This window comes from Synechocystis sp. PCC 6803 substr. PCC-P, from assembly GCF_000284455.1.
Taxonomy (GTDB): Bacteria; Cyanobacteriota; Cyanobacteriia; order Cyanobacteriales; family Microcystaceae; genus Synechocystis.
This window is the reverse complement of the sequence record NC_017039.1, coordinates 941,752-966,071: the sequence shown is the minus strand read 5'-3', so window position 1 is coordinate 966,071 and position 24,320 is coordinate 941,752. Positions and strand designations below refer to the sequence as shown.

At 49.6% G+C, this 24,320-nt stretch carries 16 protein-coding genes; 6 read left to right on the top strand and 10 right to left on the bottom strand.

The window, feature by feature from the left end; translation table 11 throughout:
- Positions 1 to 16: 16 nt before the first annotated feature.
- The 7 genes from uvrA to SYNPCCP_RS04490 all read right to left on the bottom strand — a co-directional run bounded on the left by uvrA (position 17) and on the right by SYNPCCP_RS04490 (position 10,012).
- A complete protein-coding gene (uvrA, locus tag SYNPCCP_RS04520; RefSeq protein ID WP_010872082.1) occupies positions 17 to 2,929 on the bottom strand; it encodes an excinuclease ABC subunit UvrA in 2,913 nt (970 codons plus the stop codon).
- A gap of 157 nt (positions 2,930 to 3,086) precedes the next feature.
- The gene (gene zwf / locus SYNPCCP_RS04515) at positions 3,087 to 4,616 is read right to left on the bottom strand and encodes a glucose-6-phosphate dehydrogenase (RefSeq protein ID WP_010872081.1); all 1,530 of its coding nucleotides are present in this window, start codon (positions 4,614 to 4,616) and stop codon (positions 3,087 to 3,089) included.
- A gap of 106 nt (positions 4,617 to 4,722) precedes the next feature.
- Positions 4,723 to 5,661, bottom strand: coding sequence for a cysteine synthase A (cysK, locus tag SYNPCCP_RS04510; protein WP_014407087.1), 939 nt, complete (start codon positions 5,659 to 5,661; stop codon positions 4,723 to 4,725).
- Positions 5,662 to 5,787: 126 nt separating this feature from the next.
- Positions 5,788 to 7,680, bottom strand: a complete 1,893-nt coding sequence (locus SYNPCCP_RS04505) for an iron uptake porin (RefSeq protein WP_010872079.1) — start codon at positions 7,678 to 7,680, stop codon at positions 5,788 to 5,790.
- 348 nt (positions 7,681 to 8,028) lie between these two features.
- Complete coding sequence (locus SYNPCCP_RS04500; RefSeq protein ID WP_010872078.1) at positions 8,029 to 9,144, bottom strand: glycerate kinase; 1,116 nt, start codon at positions 9,142 to 9,144, stop codon at positions 8,029 to 8,031.
- A 59-nt stretch (positions 9,145 to 9,203) separates the two neighbouring features.
- Complete coding sequence (locus SYNPCCP_RS04495) at positions 9,204 to 9,542, bottom strand: carbon dioxide-concentrating mechanism protein CcmK (RefSeq protein ID WP_010872077.1); 339 nt, start codon at positions 9,540 to 9,542, stop codon at positions 9,204 to 9,206.
- A 158-nt stretch (positions 9,543 to 9,700) separates the two neighbouring features.
- Positions 9,701 to 10,012, bottom strand: a complete 312-nt coding sequence (locus tag SYNPCCP_RS04490; RefSeq protein ID WP_010872076.1) for a carbon dioxide-concentrating mechanism protein CcmK — start codon at positions 10,010 to 10,012, stop codon at positions 9,701 to 9,703.
- Between the two features lie 377 nt (positions 10,013 to 10,389).
- On the opposite strand from SYNPCCP_RS04490, the gene SYNPCCP_RS04485 reads away from it, so the two are divergent.
- Entirely contained in the window at positions 10,390 to 11,364 is a 975-nt protein-coding gene (locus SYNPCCP_RS04485) for an alpha-ketoacid dehydrogenase subunit beta (RefSeq protein WP_010872075.1), read from the top strand.
- Here SYNPCCP_RS04485 and SYNPCCP_RS04480 read toward each other — a convergent pair.
- On the bottom strand, positions 11,361 to 12,065 hold the full coding sequence (locus tag SYNPCCP_RS04480; protein ID WP_010872074.1) for a response regulator transcription factor: 705 nt from the start codon (positions 12,063 to 12,065) through the stop codon (positions 11,361 to 11,363). The genes SYNPCCP_RS04485 and SYNPCCP_RS04480 overlap by 4 nt on opposite strands.
- A gap of 653 nt (positions 12,066 to 12,718) precedes the next feature.
- Between SYNPCCP_RS04480 and SYNPCCP_RS04475 the strand changes: the two genes are divergently transcribed.
- The 5 genes from SYNPCCP_RS04475 to SYNPCCP_RS04455 are packed head-to-tail and all read left to right on the top strand — an operon-like array spanning position 12,719 to position 19,295.
- Positions 12,719 to 14,020: a glycosyltransferase family protein gene (locus SYNPCCP_RS04475; RefSeq protein ID WP_010872073.1), complete on the top strand. Its 1,302-nt coding sequence runs from the start codon at positions 12,719 to 12,721 to the stop codon at positions 14,018 to 14,020.
- 22 nt (positions 14,021 to 14,042) lie between these two features.
- Entirely contained in the window at positions 14,043 to 15,284 is a 1,242-nt protein-coding gene (locus SYNPCCP_RS04470; protein ID WP_010872072.1) for a glycosyltransferase family 4 protein, read from the top strand.
- A complete protein-coding gene (locus SYNPCCP_RS04465; protein WP_010872071.1) occupies positions 15,281 to 16,420 on the top strand; it encodes a glycosyltransferase family 4 protein in 1,140 nt (379 codons plus the stop codon). The genes SYNPCCP_RS04470 and SYNPCCP_RS04465 overlap by 4 nt, the downstream gene beginning before the upstream one ends.
- Positions 16,421 to 16,473: 53 nt before the next feature.
- Positions 16,474 to 18,306, top strand: a complete 1,833-nt coding sequence (locus tag SYNPCCP_RS04460; protein WP_010872070.1) for an ABC transporter ATP-binding protein — start codon at positions 16,474 to 16,476, stop codon at positions 18,304 to 18,306.
- A complete protein-coding gene (locus SYNPCCP_RS04455; protein ID WP_010872069.1) occupies positions 18,306 to 19,295 on the top strand; it encodes a phosphotransferase family protein in 990 nt (329 codons plus the stop codon). The genes SYNPCCP_RS04460 and SYNPCCP_RS04455 overlap by 1 nt, the downstream gene beginning before the upstream one ends.
- Positions 19,296 to 19,434: 139 nt before the next feature.
- On the opposite strand, the gene psaB is transcribed toward SYNPCCP_RS04455, so the two are convergent.
- A complete protein-coding gene (gene psaB / locus SYNPCCP_RS04450) occupies positions 19,435 to 21,630 on the bottom strand; it encodes a photosystem I core protein PsaB (protein ID WP_010872068.1) in 2,196 nt (731 codons plus the stop codon).
- A 245-nt stretch (positions 21,631 to 21,875) separates the two neighbouring features.
- Entirely contained in the window at positions 21,876 to 24,131 is a 2,256-nt protein-coding gene (gene psaA, locus SYNPCCP_RS04445) for a photosystem I core protein PsaA (RefSeq protein WP_014407086.1), read from the bottom strand.
- Positions 24,132 to 24,320 lie beyond the last annotated feature (189 nt).

Genomic DNA, 24,320 nt, shown 5'->3' with positions numbered 1-24,320 from the left:
TAAGTTTTTCTCACATTTAAGATTGCAATACCTTCGCTAAATATTTCCCTGTGTAAGAACTTGGATGTTGCGCCACTGTTTCCGGGGTTCCTGCAACCATAATTTTTCCACCCCGATCGCCACCTTCGGGGCCCAGATCAATAATCCAATCGCTACAGCGGATTACATCCAGGTTATGTTCAATGACTAAAACAGAATTGCCTTTATCCACTAGTCTTTGCAAAACGTTGAGCAAATGGTGGACATCATAAAAAGATAGCCCGGTGGTGGGTTCATCAATTAAATACAAAGTTTTGCCCGTGGCCCGGCGAGATAACTCGGAAGCTAGTTTGACCCGTTGGGCTTCTCCCCCGGATAAAGTGGGGGCCGGTTGACCCAGTTTGATGTAACCCAAACCCACATCTACCAAGGTTTGCAGGCGATTTACTGCCCTGGGAATATTCTCAAACACTGTCAGGGCTTCCTCGGTGGTCATGGCCAACACATCGGCAATGGAATGACCTTTATACTTCACCTGCAACGTTTCCCGGTTATATCTGGCTCCTTTGCACACATCACATTGCACATACACATCGGGCAAAAAATTCATTTCAATCACGTTAACTCCCTGACCAGCGCAGGCTTCACAGCGTCCCCCTTTGACGTTGAAAGAAAATTGTCCCGGCTTATAACCCCTAGCTTTAGCTTCAATGGTTTGGGTGAAAATTTCTCGAATGGAGTCAAAAATACCTGTATAGGTGGCGGGGTTGGAGCGGGGAGTGCGGCCAATGGGGGATTGGTCAATGACAATGACTTTATCGATCGCCTGGAGGCCGGTGATTTCCCCTAAATTCTTGGGAAAAGCTACTTGGCGAGAAAGATAATGTTGCAGAGCCGGATGGAGCAATTCATTGACTAGGGTGGACTTGCCGGAACCGGATACCCCTGTAACACACACCAGTTTGCCCAGGGGAATGGTCACATCAATATTACGCAAATTATTATGGCAACAACCTTGGAGGGTTAACTTGGCTCCGTTGCCATTTCTCCGTTCCTCCGGAGTGGCGATCGCCTCCCGACCGGATAGGTAAGCCCCAGTAAGAGACCTTTGATTTTTTAGTAGAGTCTGAAAATCCCCCTGACAGACAATTTCTCCACCATGGATGCCCGCCTTCGGACCAATGTCAACAATATAATCGGCGTGGCGGATAGTATCTTCATCATGCTCCACCACAATTAACGTATTGCCCAGATCCCTTAACTTAGTCAGAGTGGCCAACAGGCGATTGTTGTCCCGTTGATGCAAACCAATGCTTGGTTCATCCAAAACGTATAAAACTCCGGTGAGACCGGAACCAATTTGGGTGGCCAGGCGAATCCGTTGGGCTTCTCCGCCAGATAGAGTCATGGCGGCCCGGTCGAGGGTCAGATAATCCAAACCTACGTCCAGGAGAAATTGCAAACGGGCTTTGATTTCCTTTAACGCCAATTCCCCAATCATGGCTTGCCGGGAAGTCAACTCTAGATTTTCAATCCGTTCCAGGGTCTGGCGGATGGGCACACTGGTTAAATTGTTAATGTTGTACTGCCCTAGTTTTACTGCTAATGCTTCTGGCTTTAACCTTTTGCCGCCACAGGTGTGACAGGGTTGATTAATAATATATTTTTCTAACTTTTGCTTAATGGCATCGGAATTGGTTTCATCATAATTTTTTTGCAGGATATTTAATGCTCCAGCAAAACGACGATAATAACCTTGTTTATTGCGGTAACGGGATTCCCCTTCAAACCAAATTTCTTCTTCTGTGCCGTATAAAATTATTTCCTTTTGCTCTTTGGTTAGCTTTTTCCAGGGAGTTTGTAACTGAAAATCAAAATGCTGTCCTAAACTGTACAGTAACGACAAGTAATAGGAATTATCTTTTTCTGACCAGGGGGCGATCGCCACATACACTGGTTTTTCGGGATCAGGAATGACCAAATCTGGGCAAAAAGACCGCACAAAGCCAATTCCATGGCAATCGGGACAAGCACCGTAGGGGGAGTTGAAAGAAAATAAGCGGGGGGAAAGTTCATCCATCACCGCCCCATGTTCTGGACAGGCAAAGTTTTCTGAAAAGATAATTTCCTTGGGTAACTCTGCATGGTAAGCCTGGCCGTTTTCTGCCGCTTTTAATGCTTCTTTGTCGTCTTTTTTACCTCCATCTAACACTGCCAGCGTTGGCTTGTCCAAAATGTCAATAATGGCGGTGCCTTCTGCTTGCTTCAAACAAGTACTGAGTGAGTCTACCAATCGTTCCTGTAAACCTTCTTTTTTGATCAGGCGATCAATAACTATTTCAATGGTGTGGGCTTGGTTCTTTTTTAATTCAATATTGTCACTTAATTCTCGCACTTCGCCGTTAATTCTTACCCGCACAAAGCCTTGGGAAACTAAGCTAGAAAGTAGTTGCACATGGGTCCCTTTTTTGCCCTTTACCACCGGAGCAAGAATTTGAAACTTAGTTCTGTCCGGTAACTCCATCACCCGATCACACATTTGGTCAATGGTTTGGGGGGCAATATTCCGTTGGCAGTGGGGACAATGGGGACTGCCAGCCCTGCCAAATAACAGACGGAGGTAGTCGTAAATTTCCGTTACCGTACCCACGGTGGAGCGGGGATTGTGGGAAGTGGATTTCTGATCGATGGAAATAGCCGGACTCAACCCTTCGATGCTGTCCACATCAGGCTTATCCAACTGCCCCAAAAACTGTCGGGCGTAAGCACTGAGGGATTCCACATAACGCCGTTGTCCCTCTGCAAAGATAGTGTCAAAAGCTAGGGAAGATTTGCCTGACCCCGACACCCCCGTAAACACAATCAGGCGATCGCGGGGCAGGTCTAGATTCACATTTTTTAGGTTATGTTGTCTAGCGCCTCGAATACGGATGCTATTTTGTTCGGGCATAGGGGGAGACAAGGCTCTTAACTTTTCTTCACGATTTTAAACTGTCTTTGCTAATCTTGGCTGGCGATCGCCATTTACTTAGAAATAGGCTTAAAACCCAGAACAGTTTACGAAATTGATACAGATTTTTTTGATCGCTTTCGATGACCGTTGCAGTCTAAAGTCGGCGCCAGCGACGGCCATCTTTATTAATTAACCATTCTGCCTCCGCTGGTTCCCAGGTTCCAGCTTCGTACAAGGGCATGGAAAGAGGATCACTGGGGGCATCCCAAGCCGACAACACCGGAGTTACTACTCGCCAAGCTTCTTCTACCTCGTCGGCTCTTGTGAACAGGGTTTGGTCTCCCAACATACAATCTAATAAAAGGCGGTGATAGGCATCCGCTGCGGCCACTCCAAAGGATGAACCATAACTAAAATCCATATCTACAGTGCGGGTACGCAGTTCTGAACCGGGCATTTTTGCCTCAAAACGCAGGGAAATGCCTTCGTTGGGCTGAATTCTTAGACTCAACACATTGGGATTAGCTTGGTGGGCCACCGATTGAAAAATTAACAGAGGTACTTGCCGGAATTGAATTGCGATTTCACTCACTTTTTTAGGCATGCGCTTACCCGTGCGTAGATAGAAGGGCACCCCCTGCCAACGCCAGTTATCCACCATCAGTTTGAGGGCCGCAAAGGTAGGAGTGGTGGAACTTGGATCTACCCCCGGTTCTTCTCGATAACCCGGCACTGGTTTGCCTCCCATCCAACCAGCTTTATATTGGCCCCGGATACCGGCATTTTCCAAATTATTAATATCCGCTAAACGGGTAGCCTGCAACACTTTAACCTTTTCGTTGCGAATGCTGTCCGCGTCAATGGCATTGGGGGGGTCCATGGCGGTGAGACAAAACAGTTGCATGAGGTGATTCTGCACCATATCTCGTAAAGCCCCGGCGGATTCGTAATAACCGGCTCGTTCTTCTACCCCTACCGTTTCTGCTACGGTAATTTGCACATGATCAACAAACTGACGGTTCCACAGTGGCTCAAAAATAGCGTTGGCAAAGCGGAACACCATCAGATTTTGCACCGTTTCTTTGCCCAGGTAATGATCGATGCGATACACCTGATTTTCTTTGCAGACACTCTGCACTACCCGGTTCAAGCTTTGGGCTGAACTCAAATCCCGACCAAAGGGCTTTTCGATCACAATGCGACTTTTAACCGGGTCACTCAGCATACCCGCTGCCCCCAATTGTTTAATACCCGGGGGAAAGAAGTTGGGGGAAACAGCTAAATAAAAGACTCGATTGCCTCTGGTGTTACGTTTTTCATCCAATTCCCCCAGGAAGTTTTTCAATTTGAGATAGCTTTCTGGGTCATCCATATTGCCAGAGCAGTAGAATAAACCCTGGGCAAACTCATTCCACAGGTCTTCACTGCCAATGCCGGTGGAAAATTCTTCGATGCCCTTACGCATCTGCTCACGAAAATGGTCGTGGCTCCAGTCCCTTCTCGCAAAACCGACCACCGTTAACTCTGGAGGCAAGCGGCGCTCTCGTTTCATTTGGTAGATGGCTGGCACCAATTTCCGTTGGGTAAGGTCCCCGGATGCACCAAAAATGGTCAAAATGAGGGGTTCTGGAGTGCGTTCTTGACGGAGTCCAGTGCGGAAGGGATTTTCGAGTAGCGTTACCATGGGGAATGCTCGTATTGTGTGGCCACTTACGCTTTAAAATAACTCACAATTCCCGAAAGTTTTCTTTTTCTGGCAAAGTTTTCAGGAAAAATTTCTTTCTCAGTTCTTACTCCAAATCCTGAAATAGGGGGGTGCTGAGGTATCTTTCCCCAAAACTGGGTTGGATCATGACAATCAATTTATCTTTATTGGCAGGTCTTTTTGCCACTTTGATGGCCGCCGCCAGAGCTGCTCCAGTGGAAATCCCCGATAATATTCCTTCTTCCCTGGCTAATCTACGACCGTAGGCGATCGCCTCTTCATCGGTCACGGCAATCACTTCGTCAATCAGGTTTACATCTAACACTTCGGGAATAAAGCCCGCCCCAATACCTTGAATTTTATGCGGCCCCGGCTTACCCCCTGATAAGACTGGGCTATTTTGGGGTTCTACGGCGATCGCCTGAAAGCTAGGTTTTTTTTCTTTTAACACAGAAGCCACCCCGGTAATAGTCCCACCAGTGCCAACCCCCGCCACGAGGAAATCAATGGCTCCATCGGTATCTTGCCAAATTTCCAATGCCGTAGTCTGTTGATGAATTTGAGGATTAGCCGGATTATCAAACTGTTGCAACATATAGGCATTTGGCAAACTCTCAGCCAATTCTTGGGCTCTTCTAATACATCCCCCCATCCCTTCACTCCCCGGGGTCAGTTCTAGTTTTGCTCCATAGGCTTTTAACATCGCCCGCCGTTCTTGGCTCATGGTTTCAGGCATCGTCAAAATTAATTGGTAACCCTTGGCTGCGGCCACCATGGCAAGGGCAATGCCCGTATTACCAGAAGTGGGCTCAATCAGCAGAGTCTTCCCTGGTTCAATTAATCCCTCTTGTTCTGCCCGGTTAATCATATTAATGCCAATGCGGTCCTTTACCGAAGCCGCTGGATTCATCCCCTCCAACTTGACTACAATCTTGGCCCCACATCCCTCCAATAGGGGAATGCGATTGAGGCGAACCAGAGGAGTACGACCAATTAGCTCTGTAATATTACTGGCAATTTTCATAGGTAAGGGCCCACCAAGAAGGGAAATCTGCCTGCATCTTACAACGAAAAACCCCACCAGAGGCGGGGTTAAAGAGTTATTAGAGTTTAACTTTCAAACAAGTGTCTTAAGAAGACGGACTCAGGCTTAGAAAGTGAAGGTACCACGGACGGTGCCGATGAAGGCGTCGGTGGCGTTGGTGGTCTGTTCAGGCTTGGAGATCCAGATCACACCAGGAGTTATAGAAAGGTTGTCGGTGAGTTGATATTTGTAGAACAATTCAACTTGCAGAGGGTTAGCAGTGGTTACAAAGGTGGTTCCCAAAGTATTGTTGGTGAAACCGGAAACATAGGGTTGAACACCAGCAAAGATGCCAAGAACGTTACCTTCTTTACCAAGGTCGGGGAAGGCAAAGCCTCCACCGTAGGTCCAGATATCACCATTGTCTTTACCAATCAAAGTAACATTGGTGTAGCTACCATAGGCACTGAAGCTCAGCCAATCGGCAATGTTCCAAGCCATTTGGACGCCATAGCTGTTGGTTTGCTTGCCACCAAAGTCATAGGGGTTGATAACGTTGCCAGATGTGCTACCGCCGCTCACATTATTGTTGTAGGTAGCTGCATCCACAGGAGGAGCACCTACACCCAAACCGTTCACAAAGTCATCATTCAACTCAGAACGGTTGAGGTTAGCCGCAGTGGTACCGACGATACCTTGAGTGCCACCTTTACCGAAGATAGCGGCATCAGGGGTGGTGTAGGCATTAACGTAGGTGAAGCCTAGGCTAACCCGGTCGAAAATGTTGGTGGTAATTTGAGCCAAGGCGCTATAGCCACCGTTAAACAAACCGTTACCACCGCTGCTGAAGTCATAATTGTTGCCAGTGGCAGGGTTAGTAACAGAACCACCACTGCTGGGGTTGTTGCCCGTGCTAGCCAAGTAACCCAAGCTCAAGGAAGTGGGGCCCAACAGATTGCTGAGGAAGCCCAACTCTAGGCTTGTACCTATACCAGTACCGCCACCAATGGAGTAGATGGGGTTCTGGGCGGTGAACTGACTCAAGGAACCTTTGCCGCCAGTGTAGTCGTCGAAATAGGGGTTCAGGGTAGGAACGAAGTCATCCCAGATACCGCCCCAAGCAGCAATGTAGTTGTTGAGACGGAAGTTTTCGCCCAGATCCAAGGGAACATAGTAAGCTAACCAGTCAACGGCTACGTTGTTGTTGTCGCCGGGGGAAAGCTGGTGCACCTGGGTAAAGGTGGGGCTTTCATAGTAGTCACCTACAATACCGATGGGGTTACCGGTCTCGGGATCAATAACATTCTGAGTAGGATAGAAGCTCTTGAAGCGATTACCGTTACCAGCGGCGAGACGAGTGACCAACAGGTCTTCACCGGAGAAGCTGGTGTTGAACTGTAAACGAACCCGGTTCTGGAATACCGCTTGGTTGTTATCGGTTTGGTTGTTGAGAGTCTTTTTGGTACCAAAAATGGCGGTGGGAGCAAATATTACTTCCCCGGTCAATTTGGTGGTGGTAGAAAACTGATGGTCTTCGAGGAAAGAGGTGCGGGCTTCGAGGTTATCAACCCGAGCACCCAAAGCAGCCAATTCTGCCTCGAATTCCTGCATGAGGCGTTTCAGTTTGTCGATGTCCTCCCGGAGAACAGCCACGTTTTCCTGAATCAAACGTTCCATAACGTTCATACAGGCGTTAAGACCAGCGGCAAATTCCCAACGGCTGAGGGCTCGATCACCACGGAAGGTACGGTCAGGGTAACCAACGATACAACCGTAGCGTTCCACCAAGCTCTTGAGCGCTTCATAGGCCCAGGCAGTGGGTTGCACATCGCGGAGTTCGCTAACGCTGGTTACTTGATCAATGGCAGAAGACTGACCTTCGGCAGTGTATTGGTCTAATTGGTCTAAAACTTGAGCATTCGTAACGTTGTCGGGAGCAGCACTAGCAGCACCAGCCACAAGGGCGGCACCGATCACAGCAGGGCTCACTAACAGGGACTTCCAAGATAGTTTAAGCATTTTTAGCTTTTCCTCACACCTAATAATGACTACGGGAACCAAGTCCTATACTCAGTAACACATTGTACACGTTTTTTTCGAAAGAGTGGGAGAAGTTGACAATTTTCTTTAGATTCATGGTAGATGCTAGGCTAAGCAAGGCCATTGGTCTGTTTTGCGGGCTAGCTCAGGGAGCCAGGACCACAATCAGTGTTGGTAAAGAAAAACCGCCTACAGCTTCTGCTCACGGAACGATGATGTTGATGGTTAATAACAGATTATAGTTGCTATTTTGGTGATGGCTAGGGGCAGGGCCAGTTTTTAGGCCGGCCATAGTTCCCGGCGTAATGATGGAGCATTTGTCTGAACTCAGTTTTGACTTTGGATTAAGTATTGTTTCACTTGAACCAATCTTTTTTTCAGGGCTGTTTGAGGATGTTGTAAAGCTTTTTCTAGGGGCATATCCGGCCCCACTAGGCTAAAAATTTTGAGCACGTTAGGTAAAACTGTCTGACTTAATTGGCATTGTCCCGCTACGATGATCGCCGGTTTATTGATTTTTTTCGCTAGCTCAAGAACACCTCCCACCACCTTACCCTGTGGGGATTGATGATCGAAGCAACCTTCTCCGGTAATCACTAGATCGCATCCAGCCATGGCCTGTTCCAACTGGGTCAATTTGGCGATCGCCGTAAAACCTGATTCTATCTTTGTCTCCAATGCCCAGGCCACGCCCCCTCCCATTCCCCCAGCGGCCCCGGCCCGAGGAAAATTGATTTCAAAGCCATCAAACTCCCGTACTACTCGGGCAAAATGACGCAAACCCTGATCCAAGCGTTGAACCATAGCTGGATCTGCCCCTTTTTGCGGAGCATAGACCTGGGCAGCCCCATTAGCACCATAAAAAGGATTGGTCACATCGCATAAAACGGTTACCTGAGGAAAAGCATTTAAGACTGGAGGAATAATTTCGGCAACTTTACCCAGGGCTTGCCCTCCCCAACCGACGGACTGACCTTGAGAATCTAAGAACTGCCAACCCAATGCCATTAGTAAACCTAAACCTGCGTCATTGGTAGCAGAGCCGCCGATCGCCAATTGAATTTGTTTTGCTCCCCGTCGGGCAGCGTGGGTGATTAATTCCCCTGTGCCGTAGCTGGTAGCAATTTCCGGATTATGTTCCCCGACGGGTACCAGAGGCAAACCGCTGGCTCGGGCCATTTCAATGACTGCTGTCTCCTCTTGGGGTAACCATAAATAACAAGCATCAACCGTTTGATCCGGTAATGGCCCCTGTACTCTCACTGTCTGCCATTGGCCGTCGAGATTGTTGGCGATCGCCTCTAGGGTTCCTTCACCGCCGTCGGCTAGGGGATGGGCAACACAGTCAAATTCCGGCGCTAAAACATCTAGAGCAATCTGGCAAACCTCACCAGCGGAAAGAGTCCCCTTAAAAGAGTCTGGTGCAATCAAAATTTGACGCATTGGGGAATTCAGTAACCCACCTTATCTCGTCTATGCCTCTCAGTTTCCCAACAAAAAAATTAACGACGATTTAAACCTTCTGCTGCTTCCCGGAAAGGCTCCACTTCAGGACTAAAATCGATGGGCAGAACTGCCACTACGTTTTCATGGGGTCGGGGAATAATCACCCAGGTTTTCACGTCTGCCCCTTCAGTTCGGTTAATGGCATCAATACCAGCAGCCATGGCAGTTTTCACTTCCTGCACATCCCCACGAATATTAAGGGTGAAGCGAGCACTCCCCGCCCGAATATAGCCCACAATGGTAATCCTACCGGCCTTAACCATGGCATCAGCAGCGGCAAGAATACCGGGAAAACCAATGGTTTCAATGGAACCGACGGCGGATTGGGCGGACATATTGTTCTCCTTGACAGTGGCGGCAAAAACTAAAGGACAGATAAATAAAACCCAAACCTTCGACTTAACGACTAGTCGGGGTGGGAATTAGCAAGAATCCCATGGTCAACTATAGGCTAAGTGGTGTACATCGGACTACGAGGGCGGGAAAGTCTACCTCAGGTGCGGAAGCGAGCGACTTTTTCTGTGTATTCCACCGGCAAAACTGCCAGTACATTTTCGGGTGGATTGGGCACAATATAGTGGCTGACAATTTCTCCCCCCATAACAGACTCATTGACCGCCGCTAGACCCATCTTCATTGACAGATTCACCTCTGATACTGGGCCCCGTATCGCCACCACAAAATTCCCCCTCTCGGCCAAGTCATAGTACACCAGGGTCACCCTACCGCCCTTGAGCATGGCATCGGCAGCGGCCAAAACGGAGGGAAAGCCAAGGGTCTGTATCACGCCAACGGCCTGGGGCATGGAAAATTCCTCTAGGGAAACGGATGGAAACAGTCAATCGGACTAAGCAAGCGAAGATTACAACTTAGCTAGCTTTTTATCCTATCAAAAACATGGCACGGGCAAATCAAGCTGCAAGGTCCTAGTGCTGTTGACCACGGTAATTAGTTGCTTGGACCAGTCTAAAAAACCATAAATAGCCTTCGCCTTTGTGCCCTAATCGACATCCACCCTTGTCCCCTGACTAAAATCTCCGCTATGGTGGCCAGCCAGTGTGTCAAAATACTAGATTGTTGTGCCCCGATCGCCCTTGCTTGGTTTGCCTACACCGGACCAACAAGGAGAGATGCGGCGGCGGTCTAAATTGTTATTAAAAACTAAGTTTTCCCCCAGAAATCATGGCTGAGACCCTACTGTTTGCCGCCCTACGCCAAGCCCTTGACGAAGAAATGGGACGGGATGTCAACGTCCTTGTGCTGGGAGAAGATGTGGGACTCTATGGCGGTTCCTATAAGGTAACCAAGGATTTGTACGAGAAGTATGGCGAAATGCGGGTGCTGGATACGCCCATCGCCGAAAACAGTTTTACCGGCATGGCGGTGGGGGCGGCCATGACAGGATTGCGCCCAGTCATTGAAGGCATGAATATGGGTTTTCTTCTGCTGGCGTTTAACCAAATTGCCAATAATGCGGGGATGTTGCGCTATACCTCCGGCGGCAATTACCAAATTCCCATGGTTATCCGTGGTCCTGGGGGCGTAGGTCGGCAATTAGGGGCAGAACATTCCCAACGGTTGGAGGCCTATTTCCATGCGGTGCCGGGGTTAAAAATTGTGGCTTGCTCCACCCCCTATAACGCCAAGGGATTGCTCAAAGCAGCCATTCGGGATAATAACCCAGTGTTATTTTTTGAGCACGTACTTTTGTACAACTTGAAAGAAAACTTACCCGACTACGAATATATTGTGCCTCTGGATAAAGCCGAAGTGGTGCGCCCCGGTAAGGATGTCACTATTTTGACCTATTCCCGCATGCGTCACCATTGTTTACAGGCACTAAAAACTTTGGAAAAAGAAGGCTACGACCCGGAAATTATTGATTTGATTTCCCTCAAGCCTTTTGACATGGAAACCATCAGCGCTTCGGTGAAGAAAACCCATCGGGTCATTATTGTCGAAGAATGTATGAAAACCGGAGGCATCGGCGCTGAGCTCATTGCCCTAATCAATGATCATCTCTTTGATGAGTTAGATGGGCCGGTGGTGCGCCTTTCTTCCCAAGATATTCCCACTCCCTACAACGGTATGTTGGAACGACTGACCATTGTGCAACCGCCCCAAATTGTGGACGCAGTTAAGGCGATCATCGGCTAATTGGCCTCAAAACAGTACCCCTTGCCGTAAACGGAATTAATCAGGCGGGGGGCATTGGGCTGTTCAATTTTGCGCCGCAGTAATCGCACCAGGGCCGCCAGCACGTTACTACTGGGGGGGCTTTCGCCGGGCCAAAGGTGGGAATAGATCTCTTCGTGACTGAGAATTTGTCCGGGAGCTTGTAAGAATAGGGTTAACAGCGCCACTTCCTTTTCCGAAAGGGCAATGCGTTGACCCTGGCAATAGGCCACCTGATTGGCCACATCTAGGCTAACGTTGTTGACGCTGAGCAAATTATTTTTGACTGCACCCAGGGTTTCCGTGATGGTTTCTCCGTGGCTTTGTCGCCGCAGTAGGGCCCGCACCCGGGCTAAAAGCTCCCGTAGTTCAAAGGGCTTAATTAAATAGTCATCTCCACCGGCATCTAAGCCCGCCACTCGGTCATCAAGGGTATCTTTGGCAGTGAGAAATAAAACCGGCGTTGAGTGACCCAGAATCCTAATTTGACGACAAATCTCCAACCCTGATACTTGGGGCAACATCCAATCAAGGATTAACAAGTCATATTGACCGGCGATCGCCATGGCTAGTCCTGTTTTTCCTTGGTCAGCCACGTCAATGGTATGGCCCTGGTGCCCTAGGGCTTTGCTCAAGGGTTCCGTTAAGGCGTTTTCATCGTCCACTAAGAGGATATTGGCCATGGGGATGTTTTCTCAACTCTAGCAAGAATTTAGATTAGAGCTTGGTGGCCACTTGGGGGATCTGACTCTAACCAAGCAGTGTTTTGTTAGTCATAGTCTAAACTCCCATGGAAACAGTATTTTGGGGCAAATGGAAGCATTAAGATAGATCGGCAATTGATCGTAGTTAATTTTCTAATTATTTTCGGTTGTTGTTGAAAAGCAGCTCTGTCCTCTACCAACATTGAGACGAAACTAAGTAAAAGCCCCTCAATATTATCTGATCTAGTGGACAAACTAAAAGTTGTCCAATGGAATCTGAGGATAAAGTAGAGTCCTATTTGAACATATTTTTGTCAGCAAATTAGCAGAAGGATCTATGGTGGTGGTGCCGCGATTACATTACCGCCAAGATTATCTGCTCTTTTCTAGCGAGGTTTGAACTATGGGAACTAGTGCCAAATATCAATGTGTCTAGTACTGATTATTTATGCTTAATGGACAGCATAGAATTTATTATCCTTCCACCTAGATTAACGTAAGAGAGATAGAGAATTTTTATTGAAATCTTACTGCAAATTTAGAACAGTGGAGCACTATCGAAACACAACCGAGGCTGACCAACTTGATATTACTATCAACAACTTTAAATTTGGAACAGCCAACATTTTCCCATGCACTCCATTCAATCACCCCGACTACGACAACATTTCCCCCGGCGATCGCCGAAAAAATTGGCGTTAAAAAAGTCCGGTGGATTGGGCCATAGGGCTAAGGCTTCCCATTGCTATCGCATTGTCTTGTATTCCCACGACACCATGGGGTTGGGGCATAAGCGCCGTAATTTACTCATTGCCCAAACGTTACAAAAGTCTAGATTACCCGTTGAAATTTTGGTAATTACCGGCATTGAAGAAGGAAATGAAGCCCTAACTGCTGCGGGTATTAACTATGTGAATTTGCCCAGTCTGCGAAAAAATGGCGATGGTTCCTACTCTGGCCGGGATCTGGATCTGCCTTTGGAGAAATTGATCGCTTGGCGATCGCAGTTAATTCTAAAAACAATTCAGCAATTTCAGCCGGATGTGCTGATGGTGGACAATGTGCCCCGGGGAGTGGAACGGGAACTGGACCCCAGTTTGAAATATCTGCGACAACGACCAGAAAGCCTTTGTGTACTTGGCTTAAGGGATATTTTGGATCAACCGGGGACTGTGCAGCGGGATTGGGGGCAAGCAGATAATGAAAGGGCTATTCGTCGCTATTACGATGCCGTCTGGGTTTATGGTGACCCGCAAGTTTATGACCTACGACATGAGTATGGTTTTGCCCCCGATGTGACGGCGAAAATGCGGCCCCTTGGCTATTTCCATCAGGGCGATCGCCTCCAACATCTAACTAAACCTTGGCAAGAAACGTTAAGTAACTGGAAATTACCATCCCGGTTCATCCTCGGTGCTGTGGGAGGAGGTCAGGATGGGGAAACCCTGGCGATCGCCTTTGCCCAAATTCCCTTCACTGCCGACCTGCCGGGGGTACTGCTCACCGGGCCGTTTATGCCGGAGTCTGTACGGCAAAAGTTAAAGGTCAGTGCCCAGAATAATCCTGACCTCACTATCCTGCCCTATTTTTCTGAACCGACCATGTTGATGTGGGCGGCGGAACGGGTAATCACGATGGGGGGCTACAACACCACCTGCGAAATTCTGTCCTTCCAAAAACCAGCGCTGATTATTCCCCGCATTAAACCCCGCCAAGAACAATGGCTGAGGGCCACCCGTTTAAAACAACTGGGGCTGGTAGATGTGCTTCATCCCGATCAGGTAAATGCCCAAAATTTGACAGCTTGGCTCCACTCTGCGCCGACCAACCAATATAACAAACCAGTTCTAAATCTCCGGGCCACCCAACAACTTCCCCTCGTTCTGGGTCAATTGCTCAGCACCCGTAACTGTTTTATGTCCCAAGCCTGCTAGTCAATTCCGTTGTAAATTTTCCATGGCCATCGCCTACGTTGTTAAACGCTATCCCCGTTATTCGGAAACGTTCATTGTTAATGAAATTCTTGCCCACGAAGCAGCGGGTTTAGACATCAAAATTTTTGCCCTCCGTCCTCCGGTAGATAGCTATTTCCAAGACAAAATTGCCCGGGTGAAGGCCCCCGTTACCTGTATCCAAAAACCCAGCCAAGGGCGATCGCACCCAAATTTATTAGGGCAAAATCCCACTGCGGCCAGTTACCTCTGGGCGGAAATGCAAGCCACTGCGGTTGTAATTCCCGACATCTGGAGAAAGTTAGCCTACGCCGCCGGAGAACGCTCTAGTGTTGTTTACCAAGCCCTCTGGCTCGCCCAAGCCGTCCGTCACCAAGGAATTACCCATCTCCATGCCCATTTTGCCAGCGTTGCCACCAGTGTTACTCGCTTAGCGGCCCATTTTGCTGGGGTGCCCTACAGTTTTACGGCCCATGCCAAGGATATTTTCCATGAGAGCGTTGATCCGGCGGATTTTGCCCGCAAACTCCAAGCTGCCTGCGAGGTGGTGACCGTTAGCGACTATAACCGTACCTATTTACAACAGCAGTACGGGGAAGCGGCCAGCAAAGTACAGCGTATTTACAACGGCATGGATTTAACAGAATTGCCCTACCAACCCCGGTCGGAAAATTGTGAACCGCCGTTAATTATCTCTGTGTCACGCCTAGTAGAAAAAAAAGGCTTGACTTATCTAATCAGCGCCTGCGATCTCTTGCGCCGTTGGGATTGTGAGTTCCGTTGTCAGATCGTCGGTGCTGGTTCCTTGGAAGCGACATTGCGATCGCAAATTGTCCAGCATCAGCTAGAGCCTTGGGTGGAGATCACTGGCCCCAAACCCCAGGGGGAAGTGTTTCAACTCCTAAAACGGGCAAAGGTGTTTGCCGCCCCCTACATTGTTGGCCGGGATGGCAATCGGGATGGTTTACCCACAGTTTTGTTAGAGGCGATCGCCTTGGGTACTCCCTGTGTGGCAACGGATGTGACGGGCATTCCCGAAATTATTCAGCACCAGGAAACGGGATTGCTGGTGGCCCAAAATGACCCGGAACAGTTAGCCAAAGCGCTCCAAACCATCTTGAACCAAGCAGATTTACGTCATCGTTACGCCCAGCAGGCCCGCCAACGATTAGAACAGGCTTTTGACCTGCGACGCAATAGCGCCCAACTCCGTGACTTATTTCATTTAGGGGAGGCCAAACGATGAAGATTGCTTACATCTGTGTCGATCCCGGCATTCCAGTCTTTGGTTGTAAAGGTGCCTCAATCCATGTGCAAGAGATTATCCGCGCTTTTCAGAACCAGGGGGCAACGGTGACCCTGTTTGCGGCAAAGCTGGGGGGGGAACCGCCCAAGGATTTAGTCGATTTACCCGTTCACTGCCTGCCCAAGGTGCCCAAAGGAGATTTAGCAATGCGGGAACAGGGCTTATTTCAACAAAATCAGACGTTGCAAAATTTATTAACCCAGGCAGCTCCCTATGATCTTGTTTATGAACGTTATTCCCTCTGGAGTCATGCGGGAATGACCTTTGCCCGAAACTGTCAGATTCCTGGCATTTTAGAAGTGAATGCACCCTTAATTGAAGAGCAAGCCACACACCGGGTTTTACTAGACCGGGATTTGGCTTTGCAGGTGGCCGAAATAGTCTTTGGGAAAGCAACAGCTTTAATCGCAGTGTCCCAAGAGGTTAAATCCTATTTGCAACAATGGGTTTCTGGCGATCGCCTTTTTGTCATGCCTAATGGGATAAACCCAGCTCGTTTTGCCGGTCTGTCCAAACCATCTCAGACAGAACTCTTCACTGTGGGTTTTGTTAGTTCCCTTAAGCCCTGGCATGGCCTGGATTACCTGATTGAAGCCTTTGCCCAACTGCGACGAACTGTCCCGGAAGCTCGTCTGTTGATTGTCGGTGATGGCCCCCAACGGCAAGTCCTTGAACGAGCGATCTCCCAGCGCAATTTAACTACCCAAGTACAGTGGACCGGTACAGTCCCTCCAGAGCAAGTCCCCCACTGGTTAAGTCAAATGAGCGTTGCCGTGGCCCCCTATCCCGCCAGTGAAGATTTTTATTTTTCGCCTCTGAAAGTGGTGGAATATATGGCGGCCGGGTTACCCATAGTGGCTAGTTGCATCGGTCAAGTGAAGGACATTATTGACGATGGGGTGACGGGGATTTTGTGTCTACCGGGGGAACCGACAGCCCTGGCCCAGGCCCTCGAACGTCTCTGGCGATCGCCCCAGCAACGGCAACAGTTAGGTCTGGCGGCCCGTGACTTCGTGCTTAAACACCACACCTGGGATCGCGTTGCCGCCCAAATTTTGGCGATCGCCCAAGCCTAGTTTTTCAACGTTGAAATTAGTTGAATTTAGTTGAAGTTAAAAGTGATAGATAAATGAACCGTGCCTCCCCCATGACCCAAGCTGTGCCAGGCCTCTGGGCAGTGATCACCACCTTTTGGCCCCAAATTCGTGCCCAGTGGCGACTCTTGCTGGTAGCGATGGTGACTTTGCTGGCGGATGTGGGGTTGCGACTGTTGGAACCCTGGCCCCTCAAGCTGCTCATTGACGGGGTACTGATTCCCACTCAAACCCAGCCGAGTCTTTCTCTCTGGGGCTTTACTAACCTCAATGCCGCTTGGCTGTTGATGTTAATCGCCGTTGGGGTGATTATCATTGCCGTCAGTCGGGCGATCGCTACCTATTGGAATACCGTCAGTTTGGCGATCGTTGGTAGTCGCGTCATGGCCCAGGTGCGGGATCAACTCTATGGGCATTTGCAAAGGCTTTCCCTGCGTTACCATTACCAAGCCCGCAGTGGCGATCTGATTATCCGAGTCAGTAGCGATGCCAACCGTCTCCAGGAAATTTTGCTCACAGCAGCTTTGCCCCTGGTGGTCAGCCTTTTAACTTTGGGCGGCATGGTGGGGGTGATGGCCTGGCTAGACCTAAAATTAACCCTTTTGTCCTTGGCAACTTTTCCCCTGTTTTGGTTGGCCGCCAATCGTTTAAGTGCCAAAATTCGCCATGCTTCCCTCACCCAACGTCACCAGGAAGGGGCCGTTGCCTCCACCGCCGCTGAATCCCTCTCCGCCATTAAACTTGTCCAAGCTCTCTCCCTGGAACAAGCCTTTGCCGATTTGTTTAGCCGCCAAAATCAACGGAGCCTCCAAGAAAACATTGAAACTAAGCGTTTAGCCGCCAACCTGGAGCGATTGGTGGACGTGTTGATTGCCTTCGGTACAGCTTTGGTGATGGGTTACGGAGGCCATCTGGTCATTGAAGATGCTCTGACAGCGGGAACGGTTTTGGTGTTTTTAACCTATCTACGCAATGCCTACAAACCGGTGCAGAATTTTGCTAAATACACAGGTCGTCTGGCTAAAGCGGCGGCATCGGGGGAGCGAATTTTGAATATTTTGGCGGAAACCCCCGATATTCAGGACAAACCAGGGGCTATTCCTGCCCCATTTTTCCAGGGGCGCATTGAATTTAAATATGTTTCCTTTGGCTATCATCCAGATCAAGCCATTCTTGACGGGTTGAATTTAACAGTGCGACCAGGGGAGAAAATTGCCCTTGTTGGTGCTTCTGGCAGTGGTAAATCTACTCTTTTAAGTCTTTTACTGCGCCTGTATGACCCAACAGCAGGGAAAATTTTCATTGATGGCCATGATCTGCGGGATTATCAACTGACGAGCCTACGGAACCAAATGGCAGTGGTATTACAGGAGAGTTTATTATTTGCGGCCACGATCCGGGAAAATATCGCCTACGGCATCGAGGGGGCGACAATGGCAGAGATTGAAGCGGCGGCCCGTTTAGCCAATGCCCATAAATTTATTCTGGAACTGCCCCAGGGTTACGACACAGTAGTGGGAGAAAGGGGCACTACTCTCTCTGGTGGCCAGCGACAACGGTTGGCGATCGCCAGGGCCGCCATGCGACAAACCCCCATTCTGATCCTGGATGAACCCACCAGCGGCTTGGATAAAGTTAATGAACAGTTGGTTTTTGAAGCCCTAGAACGGTTAGCGGAAAATCGCACCACTTTTTTGGTAACCCATAATCTGCAGTTGGCGATCGCCGCTGACCAAATTCTTTACCTCTACCAGGGGCAAATCAGGGAACAGGGTACCCACGCCGAATTACTGGCTCGTCAGGGGGTCTATGCTGATCTCTTTCAACGGCAAACCCTCGCAACCGTCACCAAATCCCTGGGGCGTTAATGATGGCCGAAATTTTCTCTGATCCCAAAATACCATGGCTACCTTTTGCCCTCGATCGCCAATTAGCTCAACAGCACCTAGCTAGTATTTTTCCCGGTTTACAAGGGATCAAGAAAACCGAGCTTCTACGCCATAAACCTGGGCGACGGGCATTGATTGCCTATCATCTGGAAACCGATGGGGTGGAAGGAATTATTCTTGGCAAAATTCGCGCCAAGGGCACAGATTACAAAAGCTATGGCTCTCAACGGGCGTTATGGGAAAACGGGTTCCATGGGCAAAGTGAAGATGGATTATCGGTGCCAAAACCTTTGGGCATTGTTGAACCCTGGCAGATGTGGCTCCAACGATGGGTTCCCGGTCAACCTGCGACAGAATTATTGATTACCCGTCCCGACTTACCGGAAAAAATTGCCGCCCTAGCCCACAAAATCCACAGCCATTCTGTCCCCACAACCAAAACCCATACCATTGCCACTGAATTACAAATCCTTGGCGATCGCCTCCGGGAATTTAGCCACCAGCAACCTCAGTGGCAAACACAAATTCAACATTTCATCGCCCAGAGTGAACAGCTGGGAGAGGTTTTAAACAAATATCCCCGTCCTACTACCACTATTCACCGGGATTTTTACCCCGATCAAATTTTGGTAGATGGCAATCACCTTTGGTTGGTGGACCTCGACCTCTACTGCAAAGGAGATCCCGCCGTTGATCTAGGAAACTTTATCGCCCACATGACCGAATATAGCCTCCGCACCTGGGGGAATCCCGATGCCCTAGTTCGCAAAGAACAAATATTAAAAACTGCTTTTCTAGCTAAACAATCCCCAAATAATCCCCATCTTAGCCAAGCCATTGATATTTACATCATTCTTACTCTATTGCGGCATATTGCCATTAGTTGGCGCATCCCCAACCGCCATCATCATATCCCTGCCCTAATCGAACTCTGTGGCGACCGCCTACTTGGGATGGAAGCAAATTAGCAATGGGGTAAAAATAACAAAAAACTTAAGATTAAATGAGGCCGATTCCAATCCATTTTTTGTGGCGATCAGCCAATTAAAGCAAATCCCCCACCAACGAGGGCAGGGGACAAGCTTAATTACCTAACAGAGGAATTCGTTAACCGAACTTACCGGCTGTGGAAGCAATTAGGAATGCCGCATAGGTGAGCACATAACCAACGGTGAAGTGGGCTAAACCAACCAAACGGGCTTGAACAATGGACAACGCAACGGGCTTATCTTTCCAACGAACCAAGTTCGCCAAAGGAGTGCGCTCGTGGGCCCAAACGATGGTTTCAATCAACTCTTGCCAGTAACCCCGCCAAGAGATCAAGAACATGAAGCCAGTAGCCCAGACCAGGTGTCCGAAAAGGAACATCCAAGCCCAAACTGACAGATTGTTGACACCGTAGGGGTTGTAACCATTGATTAACTGAGCAGAGTTCGCCCAGAGGTAATCCCGGAACCAACCCATCAGGTAGGTGGAGTTTTCGTTGAACTGAGCAACGTTACCGCTCCAAACACCGAGGTGTTTCCAGTGCCAGTAGAAGGTCAACCAACCCAAGGTGTTCAGCATCCAGAACATGGCTAGGTAGAAGGCATCCCAAGCAGAGATGTCGCAGGTACCGCCACGGCCGGGGCCATCACAGGGGAAGGAGTAACCGAAGTCCTTTTTGTCCGGCATCAACTTAGAACCACGGGCATCCAAAGCACCTTTGATTAGAATCAGGGCAGTGGTGTGCAACCCTAGGGCGATCGCGTGGTGAACCAAGAAGTCGCCAGGGCCAATGGTCAAGAACAGAGAGTTGGTGCCGCTGTTGATAGCATCCAACCAGCCGGGTAACCAAGCGGCTCCAGTGGTGGAAGCAATGCTGTCAGGATTGGAGAGCAAAACATCAAAGCCATAGAGAGCTTTACCGGAAGTTGCTTGAATCCATTGGGCAAAAACGGGCTCGATCAGAATTTGTTTTTCGGGAGTACCGAAGGCCACCACCACATCGTTATGGACATAAAGACCAAGGGTGTGGAAGCCCAAGAAGAGGGACACCCAGCTTAAGTGGGAAATCAGAGCCTCTTTGTGTTCAAGCATGCGGGCCAGCACGTTATCTTTATTGGCCACGGGATCGTAATCCCGGACAAAGAAGATGGCACCGTGGGCAAAAGCACCAACCATCAAGAATCCAGCAATGTACTGGTGATGGGTGTAGAGGGCTGCCTGGGTGGTGTGGTCCTGGGCAATAAAGGCGTAGGAGGGCAGGGAGTACATGTGCTGCGCCACCAGGGAAGTAATAACCCCTAAGCTTGCCAAGGCTAAGCCGAGTTGGAAGTGGAGGGAGTTATTGATGGTGTCGTACAGGTTGGTATGGCCTGCGCCGGTTAGGGGACCTTTATGGGCATTAAGAATTTCTTTGATGCTGTGGCCAATGCCCCAGTTGGTGCGATACATGTGACCAGCAATGATGAAGATCACGGCGATCGCCAAATGGTGGTGGGCAATGTCCGTCAACCAGAGAGATTCCGTTTGGGGATGGAAACCACCCAGGAAGGTCAGGATTGCGGTACCAGCACCTTCAGAAGTACCAAAAATGTGGCCAGCAGTGTCGGGATCCGCCGCATACACGCCCCAGTTGCCGGTGAAGAAAGGCATCAAACCAGCGGGGTGGGGAGGAGTAGACAGGAAGTTATCCCAACCAACGTGTTGACCCCGGGCTTCGGGAATCGCAACGTGGACCAAGTGACCAGCCCAAGCCAAGGAGCTAACCCCGAACAAACCAGCCAGGTGGTGATTTAAGCGGGATTCGGCATTTTTGAACCAGGCTAAGCTAGGACGGAACTTCGGTTGGAGGTGTAACCAGCCTGCAAATAAAAACAGGGAAGCTAACACTAATAGGAAGACCGCACCAGAATAGAGCTCTTGGTTGGTGGTCATACCAATGGTGTAGAACCAGTGGTAAACCCCGGAATAAGCAATGTTAACCGGGTTAGAAGCCCCAGCTTGGGTGAAAGCATTGACAGCTCCCTCGCCAAAGTGGGGGTCCCAAATCGCATGGGCGATCGGGCGAATGTTTAAAGGATCTTTAATCCATTGTTCAAAATTACCTTGCCACGCAACGTGGAAAAGGGTGCCAGACGTCCACAGGAAAATGATGGCGATGTGTCCAAAGTGGGAGGCAAAAATCTTTTGGTAAAGATTCTCCTCAGTCATCCCATCGTGGGTTTCAAAGTCGTGGGCCGTAGCAATCCCGTACCAAATACGCCGTGTAGTCGGGTCTTGGGCGAGATCCTGGCTAAATTTAGGAAATTTAGTTGCCATAGCTTTTTCGGAAATTCTCCTCGTTAAGCAAGCAAAATGAGGCTAATGCAGAAGCGCTGCTCATTTCCGGATTGTTAAAGCCACTATAACAAGGGGTTATAGGGGTGAATATAGGGTAAAAGCGAAATTAAAACCGCTTCTATTAAATGCTGGGGAGGGTGGAGGGCAGGGGGAGGATTAAGGATAGTAAAAACCTCAGCCAGTCCCCCTGGTTTATCCCGGAAAACCCAACTTCAGCTCAAAGTCTAGCCAATGGAAAGACTGCGGGCGAGGAAGAACGCCCAGGTGGTAACAATACCTCCGAGGAGATAGTGCGCTACACCGACCGCACGACCTTGAATGATGCTCAAAGCGCGGGGTTGAATGGCCGGAGCCACATTCAGTTTGTTGTGAGCCCAGACAATGGACTCGATCAACTCTTGCCAATATCCCCGTCCACTGAACAGGAACATGAGGCTGAAGGCAAAGACAAAGTGTCCGGCGAGGAACATGATGCCATAGGCCGACAGGGCGGAACCGTAGGAGTTGATGACGTTGGCGGCTTGGGCCCAGAGGAAGTCCCGCAACCAGCCATTGATGGTGATGGCACTCTGGGCAAAGTTACCTAGGGTCACATGGGTGACACTGCCATCGGGAGAAACGGTACCCCAAACATCGGATTGCATTTTCCAACTGAAGTGGAAGATGACGATGGAAAGGGAGTTGTACATCCAGAACAGACCGAGGAAAACGTGGTCCCAACCAGATACTTGGCAGGTGCCGCCGCGGCCGGGGCCATCACAGGGGAAACGGAAACCGAGATTCGCTTTATCAGGGACAAGGCGAGAGCTACGGGCATATAGAACCCCTTTGAGGAGGATCAGGGCCGTTACGTGGATGGTAAAAGCGTGGATGTGGTGAACCATGAAGTCGGCAGTACCCAGGGTGATGGGCATCATGGCGACTTTACCGGCAACGGCAATGGTTTCTCCGCCAAAGGCATAGCTGGCAGTGGCCAAGGCATTGGGAGCGGTGGCTCCGGGGGCCAAGGTGTGCAGGTGCTGTACCCATTGGGCAAAGATCGGTTGCAGTTGGATGGCCGTGTCGGAGAACATGTCCTGGGGACGGCCTAAAGCCCGCATGGTGTCGTTGTGGATGTAGAGACCGAAGCTATGGAAGCCGAGGAAAATACATACCCAGTTGAGATGGGAAATGATGGCGTCACGGTGGCGCAGCATCCGATCCAGCAAGTTATTAACGTTCTTGGCGGGATCATAATCACGCACCATGAAGATGGCGCCATGGGCACCGGCCCCTACGATGAGGAAGCCGCCAATCCACATGTGGTGGGTGAACAGGGATAACTGCGTAGCGTAATCGATCGCCTGGTAGGGATAGGGCGGCATCGCATACATGTGTTGTGCAACGATGATCGTCAAAGAACCTAACAGGGCGAGGTTAATGGCTAATTGAGCGTGCCAAGAAGTAGTCAGGATTTCATAAAGTCCTTTGTGACCTTCCCCAGTGAAGGGGCCCTTGTGGGCTTCGAGGATCTCTTTCATGCTATGGCCGATGCCCCAGTTCGTGCGGTACATATGACCGGCAATGATGAACAGGACGGCGATCGCCAAATGGTGGTGAGCGGTATCAGACAACCAGAGGCCGCCGGTGACTGGATTCAATCCCCCTTTAAAGGTGAGGAAGTCTGAGTAGACTCCCCAGTTGAGGGTAAAGAACGGTGTCAAACCTTGGGCAAAGCTGGGGTAGAGTTCCGCCATCTTGCTCGGTTCCAAAATAAACTCGTGGGGAAGGGGAATGTCCTTAGGAGCAACCCCAGCATCCAAAAGTTTATTAATGGGCATGGAGACGTGGATCTGGTGACCCGCCCATCCCAAGGAGCCTAAGCCCAACAAACCAGCCAAATGATGGTTCATCATCGACTCCACATTTTGGAACCATTCCAATTTGGGAGCTTTGACGTGGTAGTGGAACCAGCCAGCGAACAGCATCAGGGCAGCCATAACCAAACCGCCAATGGCGGTGCAGTAGAGCTGATAGCTGTCGGTGAAACCGGAGGCCCGCCAGAGATAAAACAGGCCAGACGTAATCTGAATACCGTGGAAGCCACCGCCCACATCCCCGTTCAAGATGCCTTGACCGACAATGGGCCAAACCACTTGGGCACTGGGTTTAATGTGGGTAGGGTCGGCTAACCAACCTTCGTAATTGGAAAATTTCGCGCCGTGGAAGTACATTCCACTTAACCAAACAAAGACCACAGCGAGGTGCCCAAAGTGAGCACTGAAGATTTTGCGCGAAACATCTTCTAAATCGCTGGTCTGACTATCAAAATCATGGGCATTGGCATGGAGATTCCAAATCCAAGTGGTGGTTTTGGGACCTCTAGCTAAAGTCCGGTCGAAGTGACCCGGCTTGCCCCACTTCTCGAAGGAAGTTGGTACCGGGTTGTTATCAACCGAGACTTTGGCCTTAGCCTCTCTTTCGGGTGGACTAATTGTCATGCAGGGTTCTCCTCGCTCGACAATGAACTATTAAGGGTTTCCTATGCAGAATAGTGTAATAGAGGAAGCGTAAAAAAGGGAATTAGTTTTCGCTTCATAATAACGATGTTAAACCTTGCACAGATAGGCGTTTTCAGCAAACATCACTAGAAGATAATACGGCCTCCCCCCCCCTAGGCAAGACCTGCG

Bases quoted from the DNA above. Each gene is read 5' to 3' on its own strand.
- uvrA (WP_010872082.1), bottom strand. From the start codon at position 2,929: ATGCCCGAACAAAATAGCATCCGTATTCGAGGCGCTAGACAACATAAC.
- zwf (WP_010872081.1), bottom strand. From the start codon at position 4,616: ATGGTAACGCTACTCGAAAATCCCTTCCGCACTGGACTCCGTCAAGAA.
- cysK (WP_014407087.1), bottom strand. From the start codon at position 5,661: ATGAAAATTGCCAGTAATATTACAGAGCTAATTGGTCGTACTCCTCTG.
- SYNPCCP_RS04505 (WP_010872079.1), bottom strand. From the start codon at position 7,680: ATGCTTAAACTATCTTGGAAGTCCCTGTTAGTGAGCCCTGCTGTGATC.
- SYNPCCP_RS04500 (WP_010872078.1), bottom strand. From the start codon at position 9,144: ATGCGTCAAATTTTGATTGCACCAGACTCTTTTAAGGGGACTCTTTCC.
- SYNPCCP_RS04495 (WP_010872077.1), bottom strand. From the start codon at position 9,542: ATGTCCGCCCAATCCGCCGTCGGTTCCATTGAAACCATTGGTTTTCCC.
- SYNPCCP_RS04490 (WP_010872076.1), bottom strand. From the start codon at position 10,012: ATGCCCCAGGCCGTTGGCGTGATACAGACCCTTGGCTTTCCCTCCGTT.
- SYNPCCP_RS04485 (WP_010872075.1), top strand. From the start codon at position 10,390: ATGGCTGAGACCCTACTGTTTGCCGCCCTACGCCAAGCCCTTGACGAA.
- SYNPCCP_RS04480 (WP_010872074.1), bottom strand. From the start codon at position 12,065: ATGGCCAATATCCTCTTAGTGGACGATGAAAACGCCTTAACGGAACCC.
- SYNPCCP_RS04475 (WP_010872073.1), top strand. From the start codon at position 12,719: ATGCACTCCATTCAATCACCCCGACTACGACAACATTTCCCCCGGCGA.
- SYNPCCP_RS04470 (WP_010872072.1), top strand. From the start codon at position 14,043: ATGGCCATCGCCTACGTTGTTAAACGCTATCCCCGTTATTCGGAAACG.
- SYNPCCP_RS04465 (WP_010872071.1), top strand. From the start codon at position 15,281: ATGAAGATTGCTTACATCTGTGTCGATCCCGGCATTCCAGTCTTTGGT.
- SYNPCCP_RS04460 (WP_010872070.1), top strand. From the start codon at position 16,474: ATGAACCGTGCCTCCCCCATGACCCAAGCTGTGCCAGGCCTCTGGGCA.
- SYNPCCP_RS04455 (WP_010872069.1), top strand. From the start codon at position 18,306: ATGATGGCCGAAATTTTCTCTGATCCCAAAATACCATGGCTACCTTTT.
- psaB (WP_010872068.1), bottom strand. From the start codon at position 21,630: ATGGCAACTAAATTTCCTAAATTTAGCCAGGATCTCGCCCAAGACCCG.
- psaA (WP_014407086.1), bottom strand. From the start codon at position 24,131: ATGACAATTAGTCCACCCGAAAGAGAGGCTAAGGCCAAAGTCTCGGTT.